This is a genomic window from Actinokineospora sp. UV203 (assembly GCF_056323665.1).
The window spans coordinates 4613042-4627339 of the sequence record NZ_CM150484.1; the positions used below are offsets into that span (position 1 = coordinate 4613042).

A 14298-nucleotide genomic window follows, 5' to 3' on the forward strand; every position below is an offset into this window, starting at 1 on the left:
GGCGTGTTCGCTTGGAGGCACGATGCGCATCACCGTCACCGTCGACGGTATCGACTACGCCGACGACGTCGAGCCCCGCCAATTGCTCGTGCATTACCTGCGCGACAAGCTCGGCAAGGTCGGCACCGTCGTCGGCTGCGACACCAGCAACTGCGGCTCCTGCACCGTCCACCTGGACGGCCACAGCGTGAAGTCCTGTTCTGTGCTCGCCGTCCAAGCCCACGGCAGCGAGGTCACCACCATCGAAGGGCTGGCCCGCGACGGCAAGCTCCACCCGGTCCAGCAGGCCTTCCACGACAACCACGCGCTGCAGTGCGGGTTCTGCACGCCCGGAATGATCATGCAGGCGATCGACCTCCTCGCCGACAATCCCGACCCCGACGAAGCCGCCGTCCGCCATGGCCTCGAAGGCAACCTGTGTCGCTGCACCGGGTACCAGAACATCGTCAAGGCCGTCCGCGACGCCGCCCACCAGATGCGGCCGGGCGCCGGACCCGAGGTCGAGCGGGTCTCCGAGCCGCACGTCAGCCGCACGAAGAGCCAGGTCACCGGAGGCGAGCGATGACCGCGACCGTCGAACCGGAGGTCGGCCGGTCCCGACTCCGCAAAGAGGACGCCCGACTGATCACCGGCCGCACCCGGTGGACCGACAACATGACGCTGCCCGGGCTGCTGCACATGGCCTTCCTGCGCAGCACCTCCGCCCACGCGCGAATCGCGTCGATCGACACCTCGGCGGCCAAGTCCAAGCCGGGGGTCGTCGCGATCCTGACCGGCGCGGACATCGCCGAGGAGCAGGGCAGCCTGCCGTGCGCGTGGCCGATCACCGAGGACCAGAAGGCACCGCCCGCGCCGTCCCTCGCCGTCGACACGGTCAACTTCGCAGGTGAGGCGATCGCCGTGGTGATCGCCCGCAGCAAGGCCGAGGCGCACGACGCCTTGGAGGTCATCGACGTCGACTACGACGAGCTGCCCGTGGTGCTCGACATGGCCACCGCCATCGACGACGCCGACCTAGTGCACCCGGACCTGGGCACCAACAAGTCCGCGCTGTGGGTGTTCGACTCGGCCGAGGCGGGCACCGGGTCCGACGTCGAGGCGGCCATCGCGGGCGCGGAGGTGCTGATCGAGCGCACCTTCCGCCAGCAGCGGCTGATCCCGTCGTTCATGGAGCCGCGCTCGGTCGTGGTCGACCCGACCGGCGAGCAGCTCACGATGTGGTCCTCGACGCAGATCCCGCACATCCTGCGGCTCATGCTCGCGCTGACCACGAACACACCCGAGCACAAGATCCGCGTCATCGCCCCCGACGTCGGCGGCGGCTTCGGCGGCAAACTCCAGGTCACGCCCGAAGAGGTCGTCTGCCTGCTCGCCGCCAAGCGCCTGGGCAAGCCGGTGAAGTGGACCGAGTCCCGCTCGGAGTCGCTGGTGTCGGCCCACCACGGCCGCGACCAGATCCAGAAGCTCACCCTCGCCGCCCGCCGCGACGGCACGGTGACCGGCCTCAAGGTCGAACTCCTCGCCGACATGGGCGCGTACTTGCGCCTGGTCACGTCGGGCGTGCCGATCCTGGGCGCGTTCATGTTCAACGCGATCTACAAGATCCCGGCCTACCGCTTCGCGTGCACCAACGTCTTCACCAACAAGACCCCGACCGACGCCTACCGCGGCGCGGGCAGGCCGGAGGCGACCTTCGCCATCGAGCGCCTGATGGACGAACTCGCCGCCGAACTGGACATGGACCCGATCGAGGTCCGCGAGCAGAACTGGATCAAGAACGACGAGTTCCCCTTCACCACCGTCGCCGGGATGACATACGACTCTGGCGACTACGAGAAGGCGACCGCCCGCGCGAAGGAACTCTTCGACTACGACGGGCTGCGCGCCGAACAACAGGAACGGCGCCGCCGCGGCGACGTCGTCCAACTCGGCATCGGGACGTCGACGTTCACCGAGATGTGCGGGCTCGCCCCGTCGCGGGTCCTCGGCTCGCTGGCCTACGGCGCGGGCGGTTGGGAACACGCGGCGATCCGCATGCTGCCCAGCGGCAAGGTCGAGGTGGTCACCGGCTCGTCGCCGCACGGCCAGGGCCACGAGACGGCGTGGAGCCAGATCGTCGCCGACCAGCTCGGTGTGCCGTTCGACCACATCGAGGTGCTGCACGGCGACACCCAGATCTCGGCCAGGGGGATGGACACCTACGGTTCCCGCTCACTGACCGTCGGCGCGATGGCCGTGCTCAAGGCGGGGGAGAAGGTGATCGCGAAGGCCCGCAAGATCGCCGCCCACATGATGGAGTGCGCGGAGGACGACCTCGAGTTCGCAGGCGGCCAGTTCACCGTGCGCGGCACCGACAAGTCCACCGGCATCACCGACGTCGCGCTCGCCGTGTTCGCCGCCCACGACCTGCCCGACGGCATCGAGCCCTCCCTCGACGCCGAGGCCACGTTCGACCCGGAGAACTTCTCCTTCCCGCATGGCACGCACCTGTGCGCCACCGAGGTCGACACCGAGACCGGGCACGTGAAGATCCGCAAGTACGTGTGCGTGGACGACATCGGCAAGGTCATCAACCCGATGATCGTCGACGGCCAAGTCCACGGCGGTCTCGCCCAAGGACTGGCGCAGGCCCTGTACGAGGAGGCCATCCACGACGAGACCGGCACTCTCACCACGGGCACCTTCGCCGACTACCTGATCCCGTCCGCGGTCGACCTGCCGTCGTTCGTCACCGACCGTACGGTCAGCCCGTCGACGACGAACGCCTTGGGCGTCAAGGGCGTCGGCGAGGCGGGCACCATCGCGTCGACACCGGCGGTGGTCAACGCCGTGATCGACGCCGTCCGGCACCTGGGTGTCCGCGACATCCCGATGCCCTGCACCCCCATGCGCGTCTGGTCGGCGATCCACGGCGCGTCCACGGCCGAGAGCGGCATCCGCGGTGAAGCGGGCGGCGGCCTCGGTTCGATCGACACGGCTGGAGGTTCGCGATGATCCCGGCGGCTTTCGACTACGTCGCACCCACCACGGTCGACAGCGCCGTGCGCTCCCTGGCCGAGGCGGGCGACGAGGCCAAGGTGATCGCGGGTGGCCAAAGCCTGCTGCCCGTCCTGCGCATGCGCATGGCGGCGCCGACCACGCTCATCGACCTCGGCCGGATCCCGGAGATGCGCGGCGTCCGCGACGGCGGCGACCACATCGTGATCGGCGCGATGACCACCCACTACGACATCCAGCGCGATCCACTGGTCGCCGAACACGCCGAACTGATCAAGCTCGCCACGGACACGGTGGCCGACCCGCAGGTGCGCCACCGCGGCACGTTCGGCGGGTCACTGGCCCACGCTGACCCGGCCGGGGACCTGCTCGCCCCCGCGCTGGCCCTGGACGCCCGCTTCATCGTGTCCGGTATGGACGGACGGCGCACGGTGTCGGCCGCCGACTTCTTCGTCGACTTCTTCACCACCGCCCTGCGCCAAGCGGAGATCCTCGTCGAGGTCCACGTCCCCAAACACACCGGCTGGACCGCCCACTACGAGAAGTTCCAACGCGTAGCGCAGGCCTGGTCCATCGTCGGCGTCGCCGCCACGGTCCGTGCCGAGGCGGGAAAGATCGCCGAGGCACGCATCGCCTTGACCAACATGGCGTCGGTCCCGATCCGTGCCACCGCGGTGGAGGACACCTTGATCGGCAGACAAGCCACCGCCGAGAACATCAAGGCGGCGGCAGAACACGCCGCCGAAGGCACCTCACCCACCACCGACGGCAACGCCGACCCCGCCTACCGCCAACACCTCGCGCGCGTCCTCACTTCGCGCGCCCTGACCGCCGCAGCGGGCGTCTAGGAGGAAGTCTCGTGCAGTTGGAGCACCGGTTCACGGTCCCAGCCGACATCGACACCGTCTGGGCCGCCCTCATGGACCCCGAACGGGTGGCGCCGTGCCTGCCAGGCGCCACCCTGACCGAGTACTCGGGCACCACCTTCACCGGGACGGTGAAGGTGAAGGTGGGCCCGATCTCGTTGCTGTACAAGGGCTCGGGCGAGTTCGTCGAGACGGACGAGGGCACCCACCGAACCACCATCAAAGCCTCCGGAAAGGACTCCCGAGGCAACGGCACCGCCACGGCGACCGTCACGGTCACCCTGGTCGAAAACGGGGCGAAGACCGAAGGCGAAGTCCGCACCGACCTGGCCATCACCGGCAAACCCGCCCAATTCGGCCGCGGCCTGATCTCCGAGGTGGGCACCAAAATCCTCAACACCTTCGCCGACTGCCTCGCGAGAAAACTCGCCCCCGAACCCTCCCAGCCCGCCCATTCCAGCCAGCCCGCCCCAGCCGCGCAGCCCCCAGCCGCGCAGCCCACCCAAGCCGTGCCCACCCAGGCTGGGCAGTCCACCTCAGCGGGGCATTCCACCCCAGCCGGGCAGTCCACCCAGCCTGCTCAAGGTGCCCAATCCATTCACGCCGTGCCCACCCAACCCACTCAACCCACCGATGCGCCGGCATCGGCTGCCACCCCCACCACGCCATCTGCCCCCAACCGGCCGTCAACCGCCGCCGCCCCATCCGCGACCGGCGACCCGCGACCCACCACCGTCACCTCGTCCCCCACGAAGACGGATGAGCGAGGAGCCCCAGAGATCCCAGCCCAACCAACCCCATCCCGCACGTTGCGCGTGGTCCCCGAGTTCGAGACCGAGCCCATCGACCTGATGGAGATCGCAACCCATTCCCTCAAGAAACGCCTACTGCCAGCGGTGATCGCCGCCGCCGTCGTGGCCCTGGTGGTGATCCTCCGCCGCAAACGCTGAACACCTCTACCCGCCGCGCCGGTCTCGCCATTCGCGCTGCCATGCTGTTGCCGGCGCTGCGGTTGGGTTCCGGGTCGCTTTCCCTGCGGTGCGGCAGCTGTGCGACTGGCACGGCAGCGGGCGTTGGCGTTCGTACTCGTCGCCGCACGGGCGTGAGCCAGTCGCCGCGATGGTCATGGCGTGGATGGCGATCCAGGCGGTGCGAACGGTCCGGCGCCTCGCGCTCGGCCGTCGGACGCATGGTCCGGCTTATCAGCCAGGCCAGGGCCGACCAGCTCAACTTCCGCTGCGGGCGTGCGCTGCTCCTGGTCGACTGTTTGTCGCGGCCACCTGGTCCGATGTCGCGCCCCTCGCCCGTCGACGCGTGGGCGCCCGCGGATCCCCTGCCCTTCACCCAACCCCACCGGTCGTCCAGTACCGTGCCGACCGTGCGCAGGAGCCGAGTCACCGCTGGTCTGGTCGGTTGTGCCCTGCTCACCGCCGCCGCGGGCTGCACCGAGGTCGCCCCTGTCCCGTCCGCGGCCTCCGCCCCTTCCTCCGCGCTTCCGCCGACCACGTCCACCGCCGCTCCCGCCGCTCCCGTCGACTCCTTCACCCTGATCGCGGGCGGCGATGTGCTCATCCACCCCGCCCTCACCGAGCAGGCCACCGAGGACGGCAACGGCAAGCGCGACTACGCGCCCCTCTTCGCGGGGATCAAGCCGGTCCTCGAACAGGCCGACCTCGCCCTCTGCCACCTCGAAGTCCCCATCGCCACCGCCAAGGGACCGTTCAAGGGCTACCCGACGTTCTACGCCCCGCCCGAGGTCGCCCCTGGGCTGGCCGCGAGCGGTTTCGACGTCTGCTCGACCGCCTCGAACCACACGATGGACCAGGGCGCCGAGGGCGTCGCCAACACACTCGACGCACTCGACGGCGCGAAGATCCAGCACACCGGGTCGGCCCGCTCCGCCGCTGAGGCGGCGAAACCGCTGGTCCGGGACGTCGCCGGGGTCAAGGTCGGCTTCGTGTCCTACACCTTCGCCTTCAACAAGGGCACGACCCGCCCCACGCCCTGGATGGCCAACCTGCTCGATCCGGCGGCGGTCATCGCCGAGGCGAAGCGGGCCCGCGAAGCCGGTGCCGAGGTGGTCGTCGCGAGCATCCACTGGGGCACCGAGGGCAAGCACGAGCCGACCGCCGACCAGCGCAAGATCGCCCAGCGGCTGCTCGGCGACCCATCGATCGACGTGATCATCGGCCACCACGCGCACGTGGTGCAGCCATTCGAGCGGATCAACGGCAAGTGGGTCACCTACGGCCTCGGCAACCAGGTCGCCAAGCACGAGGAGCCGAAAGGCACGACCGAGGAAGGCGTCCTCGCGCGGTTCCGCTTCGCGAAGTCGGGCCAGGGCTGGACCGTCGACAACGCTGAGTACCTGCCGACGCTGGTCGACCTGGGCCCGCCGGTCCGGCTGCGCGACCTCACCAGCGACACCGAGGTGTCCGCCGCGCGCAAGGAACAGGCGCTCAAGCGCACCGACGGCGTCGTGCTGAGTCGGGACGCTGCCACGGACGGATTGACCCGACCGGGCGGCTGAAATCGGGTGGTATTTCCGTGCGCTATATTTGACGTTCGCACAAGAATGGCGCCCACAAGGGCGCCGCTGAAATGAATTATATGGCAAGTGGAGGGCGTTTGTCAACCGAGATCGACGGTGAGCAGGAATACGTTTCCCTGCTCTACGCGCACCTCGACGATCTCCGCGCTGACGCGGACACCCGCCTGGCCAAGACCCTGCGTGAGACCAGCAGCAATCCGCAGGCAATGACCCAGCGCGACGCCGCCACCGTTCATTACGGCGAGCGGCTGGCGCATTACAACGCGGTCGAGAACGGCCTATGTTTCGGCAGACTCGACTTCTCCGATGAAAGCCGCAGCTATATCGGCCGAATCGGCCTTTTCGACGAAGAAGACGATTACGAGCCGCTCCAGCTCGATTGGCGCGCCCCCGCCGCCCGGCCGTTCTACCTGGCCACCGCCGCGTCCCCGGACGGCGTGCGCAGGCGCCGGCACATCCGCACCAGCCGCCGCAAGGTCACCGGCGTCGACGACGAGGTACTCGATCTCGGCGCGGGCGAGCAGCACGTCCACGAGGGCGTGACCGGTGAGGTCGCCCTCCTCTCCGCCCTCAACGCGAGCCGCACCGGCCGGATGGGCGACATCGTCGAGACCATCCAGGCCGAGCAGGACGAGATCATCCGCTCCGGCCTCAACGGCGTCCTCGTCGTCCAAGGCGGTCCCGGCACCGGAAAGACCGCGGTCGCCCTGCACCGCGCCGCATACCTGCTCTACACCTTCCGCGAGCAGCTCTCCCGCCGCGGCGTGCTGATCATCGGCCCCAACGCGACCTTCCTGCGCTACATCGGCCAGGTGCTGCCGTCGCTCGGTGAGACCGGCGTGCTGCTGCAGACCGTCGGCGAGCTCTACCCCGGCGAGAACGGCACCCGTCCCGAGCCCGCCGAGGCGGCCGAGATCAAGGGACGCCTGGCGATGGTCGACGCGCTGCGCCGGGCCGTCAAAGACCGCCAGGAACTGCCCGACGAGCCGATGGTCCTCGTGGTCGAACGCAAGGAAATGGTCCTCGACCGCGACACCGTCGCCGCCGCCCGAAACCGCGCCAGACGCTCCCGGCGAACCCACAACGAGGCCCGCCCGATCTTCGCAGGCGAGATCATCGCCGCGCTGGCCCGGCAGGAGGCCGAGCGGCTCGGCGCCGAGTTCCTCGACGAGGCCGACCTCGCCGACATCCGGCGCGAGCTGGGCGAGGAGCAGGCCGTCCAGGACGTCATCGAGCAGCTGTGGCCGCGGCTCAGCCCACAGCAGTTCCTGTCCGACCTCTACGCGAGCCCCGACCGACTCGCCACCGCGATGCCCCACATTCCCGAGCGCGGCCTGCTGCTTCGCGACCCCGGTCTCGGCTGGACCGCCGCCGACGCCGCCCTGCTCGACGAGGCCGCCGAACTCCTCGGTGTCGACGACGCCGCCGAGCGAGCCGAGGCCGCCCGCCGCCGCCGCGAGGAGCAGGACTACGCCCAGGGCGTCCTCGACATCCTGCAGATGGAGGACGACGCCGACCCCGACATCCTGACCGCCTACGACCTGATCGACGCGGGCAGGCTCGCCGCCCGCCACGACGACGAGGACCACCGGACCGCCGCCGAGCGGGCCGCCGCGGACCGCAGCTGGACGTTCGGCCACGTGATCGTCGACGAGGCCCAGGAACTCTCGGCCATGGCCTGGCGGGTCCTGATGCGCCGCTGTCCGTCGCGCTCGATGACCCTGGTCGGCGACGTCGCCCAGACCGGCGACCTGGCAGGCGCCGACTCCTGGTCCGACACCCTGGCCCCGTACGTCGAGGACCGGTGGCGGCTGGCTGAGCTGACGGTGAACTACCGCACGCCCGCGGAGGTCATGGCGGTCGCCGCCGACGTCCTCGCCGAACTGGCCGCCGACGTCGAGCCGCCGCGCTCGGTCCGCGAGACCGGCGTGCCGCCTTGGACGCGAAGGGTCGAGGCCGACGCGGTACCGGAGACGGTTGCGCGACTGGCGGCTGACAACGTCGGGCCCGGCACCCTGGCCGTCCTCACCCCCGAGTCGCTGGTCGCCGAAATCGGCGCGGCCGTGGTGGCGTCGGTGTCGGACGCGGCGGTGGGCGATCAGCCCGACCTGGAGAACAAGGTCGTGGTGCTGACCGTGCGCCAGTCGAAGGGTCTGGAGTTCGACTCGGTGCTGCTGGTCGAGCCGGCAAAGGTGGTCGCGGAGTCCCCACGCGGCCTCAACGACCTCTACGTCGCGCTGACCAGGGCGACGCAGCAGGTCGGCGTGATCCACGCCGACGAGCTGCCGCCATCACTGGTCAAGCTGTCATAGGACGGTCAGAGAATGACGGTCGGGGTGACCACCGTGCGTGGCTTGCCGCCGTTCATCCGCACGAGGATCTGCGTGGTTCCACGTGGAACCTCGGTGAGCACGAACCGGCCGCCCTCGTCCGCGGTCGTCGCCGTCGACCCGTGGTCGGCGACCCGGATCTCGACACCGTGCTCGCCCGCGGGCACCAGCCAGCCGTCGATGCGCTGGCGTTCGCCGGTGCGGGTCACGTTGACCATGACGGTGAGGTCGCCGACGAAGAACGTGATCGTCCCGGGCGCACCGCTGCGCACGCCGACCAGCGGCCGCTGGTCGGCCCAGCGCGCGGCCTCCAGCTCGACCTCGGCGTCGATGTCCTCGATGGCGATGGCGAACTGGGCCCGCTCGACGAGACCGACGGGCACCGGGTCCAGGTCATCGACCAGATGGGCGACCTGGGCCAGCCAGTAGTCCCGCTCGGCCGGTTCCATGTCGTACTCGTCCTTGGTTCTCATTTGACCCCGTCCCCATTGTCGTACAAGTCGCGCAACGAGTTCAGGCACCGACCGCGGGTGGGGCCGATGCTGCCGTGCGGCATCCCCATCCGGTCGGCGACCACTCGGTATTCGGCCCGGCCCGCCAGCACCGTCAGGCGCAGCAGCTCCTGGCAGCGCGGCGCGAGTCTGCGGAAAGCGGCCCAAAGCTTGTGATCACGTTCGCCGCGCAGGACCTCGGCCTCGGGCATCGGCTCGGTGCTGAGCACGTGCTCGGCGATCTCCGGCGACAGCTCGATCTGGCCGTTCCCGCGCTGCCGGGTCCGGTTCGCCTCGCGGCGGGCGGTGGTGATGAGCCAGCCCACCAGGGCGCGGGGCTCGGCGAGACGGTCGACGTGGCGCAGCAGCGCCAGCCACACCGTCTGCACGACGTCTTCGGCCGCGGTCCGGTCAAGGCCCGTGCCGCGTGCGACATGCCAGACCAGCGGAGTCAGCTCGGCCACGAGAACGTCGAGTGCGCCCTTGTTGCCGTCGCGGGCCGCGATCATGCAGGCCGCGTGCCGGTCTGACCCTTTCAGCCCTTCCCAGGGCGGATTGGTCCCTACCGTGCGGAGCTCGGTCACCGCTCCCACCCCATCTTCCGTCTGCCGGGGTTGTGCATTCTCGTGCCAATGGTCGCATCGCTGTGAAGTGGGCCGATGCGTCGCATCCGGATTCGCCTCACCCAAACTGATGAACCCATCCCGGACACTCCTCACAGTGCGTGGAGGACGAAGGTGAGCGCCTGCTGTGCCTCGCCCTCCCATGGCCGGGCCAGTTCGGCTCGGAGCTCGTGCGAACCCGCCGAGGTCACGTCGAAGGCGAGTCTGCGCATTCCCGCCGAGCCCGGTATGTCCACCTTCGCACCGGGGTGCGTCACATGCTCGTCGGCCACCATCCGCAGTGTCACCGGCAGGCGCCAGCGCCAGCGGTAACCAGTGCCCAGCGACTCCGGCAACCGCAGCTCCACCGTGTCGCCACGGCGCAGCTCCGTCGGCCCGTCGGCGTCTGTCGCCGACAGGTGAACCAGTGCCATCGATGGCTCCTCTACACATGCTGAGTATTTCTACGCACAACCACTAAGAGGTGGCTCCTGCCCAGTGGATACATCCAGTCGCCCCGACCGCGTGGCTAATGTGGGGGTGTGAGCTGGAACATCGCCGGAAGCCTGACCGTCGTCCCCGCCCTCGACCACGCCGACCTGCTCGCCGAGCCGGTGGCGAAAGCACTTGCCTCACTGCCGGGCGCCGACCGCGTCGGTGTGGCCCGCATCGACCCCGACCTGGCCGACACCGCCGCGTTCTGCGACGCCTACGGCACGCCGCTCACCGCGTCGGCCAACTGCGTGGTCGTCCTCGGCAAGCGGGGCGGCGAGGAGAGACTCGCCGCCTGCCTGGTGCTCGCCACCACCCGCGCCGACGTCAACGGTGTCGCCCGGCGCAGGCTCGACGTGCGCAAGGCCTCGTTCGCGCCGATGGACCGCGCGGTCGAGGCGACCGCCATGGCCTACGGCGGCATCACCCCGATCGGCCTGCCCGCCGACTGGCCGCTGCTCATCGATGCCGCCGTCGCCGCCGCGCCCGAACTAGTCATCGGCAGCGGAATCCGCGGCAGCAAGTTGTTCGTCCCGGGCGACGTGCTCGCCGCGCTCCCGGGCGCGGAGGTCATCGAAGACCTCGCCCGCTGAAGAACCTACGAACGTCGGTAGCCGAGAACATGCCTGGTCAGGTCCTATTTGCCAGAGAACCTTGAAAGGGGCGTGCCGTGACGGCGCAGTTCGATGTGGACGGTCTGACCGCGGAGCGGGCCACCGTGCGCGTGGGCGTGGTCGACGACGAGCCGATGGCGCGCGCGTTCGTCTCCAAGATCCTCAGCTCGGCCCCCGACCTGCAGGTCGTCGGCGAGGGCGCCGACGGCGGCGAGGCGCTGCAACTGGCCCGCACCCAGGACCTCGACGTCCTGCTGCTGGACCTGAAGATGCCCCGGATGGACGGCCTGGACGCGCTCCGCGAGCTGCGCAGGCTCCCGACAATGCCCGCTGTGGTCGTTCTCACCACGTTCCACGCCGACCAGGCTGTCGCCTCGGCGCTGCGGCTGGGCGCGAAAGGTTTCCTGCTCAAGCATGTCGACCCGGCCGAACTGGTGCGAGCGGTCCGCGTCGCGGCGCGCGGCGGGGCCGTGCTCGACCCGACGCTGACGCACGACCTGATGGGCCACCTCGCCTCCCACCACCTCGACCGCATCGGCGCCGCCGCCGAGGTCGCCCGGCTCTCCCCGCGCCTGCGAGACGTGCTGCGGCTGGTCGGCATGGGGCGCAGCAACAACGAGATCGCCGAGGAGCTGCGCCTGTCGGACTCGACGGTGCGCGGCTACGTCTCGGAGATCCTGGCGGCCACCGGCTGCTCGAACCGGGTCACCGCCGCGGTCCTAGCGCAGCGCGCCGGCCTGCTGGACTGACTCGGCGTAGGCCCGCAGCAGGGTCACGACCTCGTCGATGTCGTCGGTGACCATGATCCACGGCTCGGCTTCGCGCCCGCGCGCGAGCCTGCGGACCAGGGGAGCGGCGGGCACCTCCTCGTTCCAGAACCGGCTGCCGAGGAAGATCATCGGCGCCGGCGGGCCGATCGACGAGTAGTGGTTCTGCGTGTAGTCCTGGAAGACCTCCTGGACCGTGCCCGCGCTGCCCGGTGTGTAGACGATGCCGCCGGTGGCGATGGTCAGCAGGCCGTCCTCGCGCACCGAGTTGGCGAAGTACTTCGCGTGCAGCTCGCAGAACGGGTTGGGCGGCTCGTGGCCGTAGAACCACGTGGGGATGCCGATGGTGCGCGGGGTGTGGTCGACGGGCAGGTCAACCGCCAGCCCCGCCGCCAGCCAGGTGCCGATCTCGCTCGCGTCGACCGTGGCGCCGCTCGCGAACTTCGGCGCGACGGCGAGCGACCGCACCACCTCGTCCACAGAGGACGTGTGGGAGAGCCGCACACCCAGCGGGACGGCCTCCATGGCGCCCGGGCCGCCGCCGGTCAGGACGGTGAAACCCTCCTGGCCGAGGGTGACGCCGAGTTCCACCGCGTCGCGGTATCCGGGGGAATCGCGGGTCAGGGCGTGGCCGCCCATCACCGCCACCGGGTGGCCGGTCATGGCGTCGGCGAGGGCCTCGGAGATGCTGTGGTCGTGCAGCCGCTCGGTCAGCGCGTGCAGCGGGTCGAGCTTGGTTTCCTTGGTGTGCCGGTAGATCCGGGCATCCGGGGTGTCCGCGTAGGACTCCGGGCGAGCGGGGTCGAAGCCGTCGAACAGCTCCGTGGCGGTGTAGAGGGTCGACCGGTACATGTCGTACGGCAGGTCCGGCACGGCGGGGAACGCGAGCACGCCCGCCGCCTCGGCCCGCCTGGCGGCCTCCGGGGTGAGGACGCAGCCCAGCAGCAGGGCGCCGTCCAGCGCCGTGCGCAGCAGCGCGTCGTCCTCGCGGGCGGTCAGGTCGAGCCGGATGAGCACGACTCCCCGCAGGTCGAGGTTCTCCGCGCGGTGGCGGCGCAGTGTGTCCAGGTCGGTGATCTCGGTCCGCACGCGAGTAGCGTACGGGCGTCGCCGATTCGAGGTACGGAGAACGATGAACCAGGTCCAGGCTGTCGCCGAACAGGTGATCAATGTCCCCGTCGAGCAGGCTCGCGCCGCTGTAGCGGACTACGCGGGCGTGCGCGGGAAGATCCTCACCGAGCACTACCGCGACTACGAGGTCCGCTCCGGCGGCACCGGTCCGGGCACGGTCGTGCACTGGACGCTGCAGGCCACCGCGAAGCGCGTCCGCGACGTACTGGTCGAGGTCAGCGCGCCGCAGCCGGACGTGTTGGTCGAGGCCGACAAGAACTCCACGCTGATCAGCACCTGGACCGTCGAGGGGTCCGGGGACACGAGCACCGTGCGGGTCGTCACGACGTGGGAAGGCGCCAACGGCGTCGGCGGGTTCTTCGAGCGGATCTTCGCTCCCGCCGGTCTGCGCCGCATCCACGGTGAACTGCTAGCCAACCTGAAGCGGGAACTGGAGAGCTGATGACCACCGCCCTGGAAGTGCATCTCGCCGGCAGGCCCAGAGGTGTGCCGAGGCTGGAGAACTTCGCCTTCGTCGAGACCTCGCTGCCCGCTCCGGCGGCCGGTGAGATCCTGGTGCGCAACCACGTCATGAGTCTTGACCCGTACATGCGGGGACGGATGAGCGCCGCGAAGTCTTACGCCGAGCCGTATGCGCTCGGCGAGGTGATGCACGGCGGGGCGGTGGGCGAAGTTCTTGAGTCCACTGTGGATTCTCTGGTGCCGGGCGACTTCGTGCTGCACGGCGCCGGGTGGCGCGACCACGCGATCGTCCGCGTGGACGCCGTCGCCAAGGTCGACCCGGCGGTCGCCCCATTGGGCGCTTACCTTGGTGTGCTTGGCATGCCAGGGCTGACGGCGTACGCCGGCCTGCTCGATGTCGCGGAATTTCGTTCCGGGGACGCGGTTTTCGTCTCCGCCGCCGCGGGTGCCGTCGGGTCGCTCGTCGGTCAGATCGCCCGGCTGCGCGGGGCCAAGCGGGTCATCGGCAGTGCGGGCGGCGCGGACAAGGTCCAGCACCTGCTCGACCTCGGCTTCGACGCGGCGCTCGACTACAAGGCGGCGCCGATCGGCGAGCAGCTGGCCACGGCGGCGCCCGACGGCATCGACGTGTACTTCGACAACGTCGGCGGTGACCACCTGGAAGCCGCCATCTCGGCGATGAACGTCCACGGCCGGATCGCCGTCTGCGGAATGATCTCGCTTTACAACGCGACCGAGCCGACGCCGGCGCCGCGAAACCTCATGCAGATCGTCGGCAAGCGCATCACCATGCGCGGCATGCTGGTGAGCGACCACGCGGCCCGCCGCGCGGACTTCATCCGCGAGGTCGGCGGCTGGATCAAGTCCGGCGACCTCCGCTACACGGAGACCGTTGTCGACGGCCTGCGCAACGCGCCGGAAGCGTTTCTGTCGCTGCTCAGCGGCGGCAACACCGGCAAGATGCTGGTGCGGCTGGTCTAGGACATGGGCTGCCG

The 14298-nt window shown here is 70.0% G+C and carries 14 protein-coding genes; 10 read left to right on the top strand and 4 right to left on the bottom strand.

What is annotated here, in order from left to right; genetic code table 11:
* Positions 1–22: 22 nt before the first annotated feature.
* From ACUZ2Y_RS22075 to ACUZ2Y_RS22100, 6 genes are all read left to right on the top strand, one after another.
* Positions 23–565 (top strand): (2Fe-2S)-binding protein, encoded by a 543-nt coding sequence (locus ACUZ2Y_RS22075; RefSeq protein ID WP_476321808.1) that lies wholly within the window; start codon positions 23–25, stop codon positions 563–565.
* On the top strand, positions 562–2994 hold the full coding sequence (locus tag ACUZ2Y_RS22080) for a xanthine dehydrogenase family protein molybdopterin-binding subunit (RefSeq protein ID WP_476321810.1): 2433 nt from the start codon (positions 562–564) through the stop codon (positions 2992–2994). Before ACUZ2Y_RS22075 ends, ACUZ2Y_RS22080 begins: the two co-directional genes overlap by 4 nt.
* Positions 2991–3845, top strand: a complete 855-nt coding sequence (locus ACUZ2Y_RS22085) for an FAD binding domain-containing protein (RefSeq protein WP_476321812.1) — start codon at positions 2991–2993, stop codon at positions 3843–3845. Before ACUZ2Y_RS22080 ends, ACUZ2Y_RS22085 begins: the two co-directional genes overlap by 4 nt.
* 11 nt (positions 3846–3856) lie before the next feature.
* Entirely contained in the window at positions 3857–4813 is a 957-nt protein-coding gene (locus tag ACUZ2Y_RS22090) for an SRPBCC family protein (RefSeq protein WP_476321814.1), read from the top strand.
* Positions 4814–5241: 428 nt separating this feature from the next.
* Positions 5242–6393: a CapA family protein gene (locus tag ACUZ2Y_RS22095; RefSeq protein WP_476321815.1), complete on the top strand. Its 1152-nt coding sequence runs from the start codon at positions 5242–5244 to the stop codon at positions 6391–6393.
* 71 nt (positions 6394–6464) lie between these two features.
* Positions 6465–8726 carry a HelD family protein gene (locus ACUZ2Y_RS22100; protein WP_476321817.1) on the top strand — a complete coding sequence of 754 codons (2262 nt, stop codon included), beginning with the start codon at positions 6465–6467 and terminating at the stop codon, positions 8724–8726.
* Positions 8727–8731: 5 nt separating this feature from the next.
* Here ACUZ2Y_RS22100 and ACUZ2Y_RS22105 read toward each other — a convergent pair whose 3' ends face one another.
* The 3 genes from ACUZ2Y_RS22105 to ACUZ2Y_RS22115 form a co-directional block, all read right to left on the bottom strand.
* Positions 8732–9217: a carboxypeptidase regulatory-like domain-containing protein gene (locus ACUZ2Y_RS22105; protein WP_476321819.1), complete on the bottom strand. Its 486-nt coding sequence runs from the start codon at positions 9215–9217 to the stop codon at positions 8732–8734.
* Positions 9214–9819: an RNA polymerase sigma factor gene (locus ACUZ2Y_RS22110; RefSeq protein ID WP_476321821.1), complete on the bottom strand. Its 606-nt coding sequence runs from the start codon at positions 9817–9819 to the stop codon at positions 9214–9216. The genes ACUZ2Y_RS22105 and ACUZ2Y_RS22110 overlap by 4 nt, the downstream gene beginning before the upstream one ends.
* 131 nt (positions 9820–9950) lie before the next feature.
* Positions 9951–10271, bottom strand: a complete 321-nt coding sequence (locus tag ACUZ2Y_RS22115) for a protease inhibitor I42 family protein (protein ID WP_476321823.1) — start codon at positions 10269–10271, stop codon at positions 9951–9953.
* Between the two features lie 108 nt (positions 10272–10379).
* On the opposite strand from ACUZ2Y_RS22115, the gene ACUZ2Y_RS22120 reads away from it, so the two are divergent.
* Both ACUZ2Y_RS22120 and ACUZ2Y_RS22125 read left to right on the top strand, forming a co-directional pair.
* Complete coding sequence (locus tag ACUZ2Y_RS22120; RefSeq protein WP_476321825.1) at positions 10380–10922, top strand: YbaK/EbsC family protein; 543 nt, start codon at positions 10380–10382, stop codon at positions 10920–10922.
* 77 nt (positions 10923–10999) lie between these two features.
* On the top strand, positions 11000–11692 hold the full coding sequence (locus ACUZ2Y_RS22125) for a response regulator (protein WP_476321827.1): 693 nt from the start codon (positions 11000–11002) through the stop codon (positions 11690–11692).
* Here the strand turns inward: ACUZ2Y_RS22125 and ACUZ2Y_RS22130 are convergent.
* Positions 11663–12799, bottom strand: coding sequence for an LOG family protein (locus ACUZ2Y_RS22130; RefSeq protein ID WP_476321829.1), 1137 nt, complete (start codon positions 12797–12799; stop codon positions 11663–11665). The genes ACUZ2Y_RS22125 and ACUZ2Y_RS22130 overlap by 30 nt on opposite strands.
* A gap of 43 nt (positions 12800–12842) precedes the next feature.
* Here ACUZ2Y_RS22130 and ACUZ2Y_RS22135 point away from each other — a divergent pair, with 43 nt between their 5' ends.
* Both ACUZ2Y_RS22135 and ACUZ2Y_RS22140 read left to right on the top strand, forming a co-directional pair.
* Positions 12843–13283 (top strand): SRPBCC family protein, encoded by a 441-nt coding sequence (locus tag ACUZ2Y_RS22135; protein WP_431420089.1) that lies wholly within the window; start codon positions 12843–12845, stop codon positions 13281–13283.
* Positions 13283–14284, top strand: a complete 1002-nt coding sequence (locus ACUZ2Y_RS22140; protein WP_476321832.1) for an NADP-dependent oxidoreductase — start codon at positions 13283–13285, stop codon at positions 14282–14284. Before ACUZ2Y_RS22135 ends, ACUZ2Y_RS22140 begins: the two co-directional genes overlap by 1 nt.
* The last annotated feature ends 14 nt before the right edge of the window (positions 14285–14298 follow it).

Coding starts and splice junctions, on each gene's coding strand:
- ACUZ2Y_RS22075 (WP_476321808.1), top strand. CDS start 23: ATGCGCATCACCGTCACCGTCGACGGTATCGACTACGCCGACGACGTC.
- ACUZ2Y_RS22080 (WP_476321810.1), top strand. CDS start 562: ATGACCGCGACCGTCGAACCGGAGGTCGGCCGGTCCCGACTCCGCAAA.
- ACUZ2Y_RS22085 (WP_476321812.1), top strand. CDS start 2,991: ATGATCCCGGCGGCTTTCGACTACGTCGCACCCACCACGGTCGACAGC.
- ACUZ2Y_RS22100 (WP_476321817.1), top strand. CDS start 6,465: ATGAATTATATGGCAAGTGGAGGGCGTTTGTCAACCGAGATCGACGGT.
- ACUZ2Y_RS22105 (WP_476321819.1), bottom strand. CDS start 9,217: ATGAGAACCAAGGACGAGTACGACATGGAACCGGCCGAGCGGGACTAC.
- ACUZ2Y_RS22115 (WP_476321823.1), bottom strand. CDS start 10,271: ATGGCACTGGTTCACCTGTCGGCGACAGACGCCGACGGGCCGACGGAG.
- ACUZ2Y_RS22135 (WP_431420089.1), top strand. CDS start 12,843: ATGAACCAGGTCCAGGCTGTCGCCGAACAGGTGATCAATGTCCCCGTC.
- ACUZ2Y_RS22140 (WP_476321832.1), top strand. CDS start 13,283: ATGACCACCGCCCTGGAAGTGCATCTCGCCGGCAGGCCCAGAGGTGTG.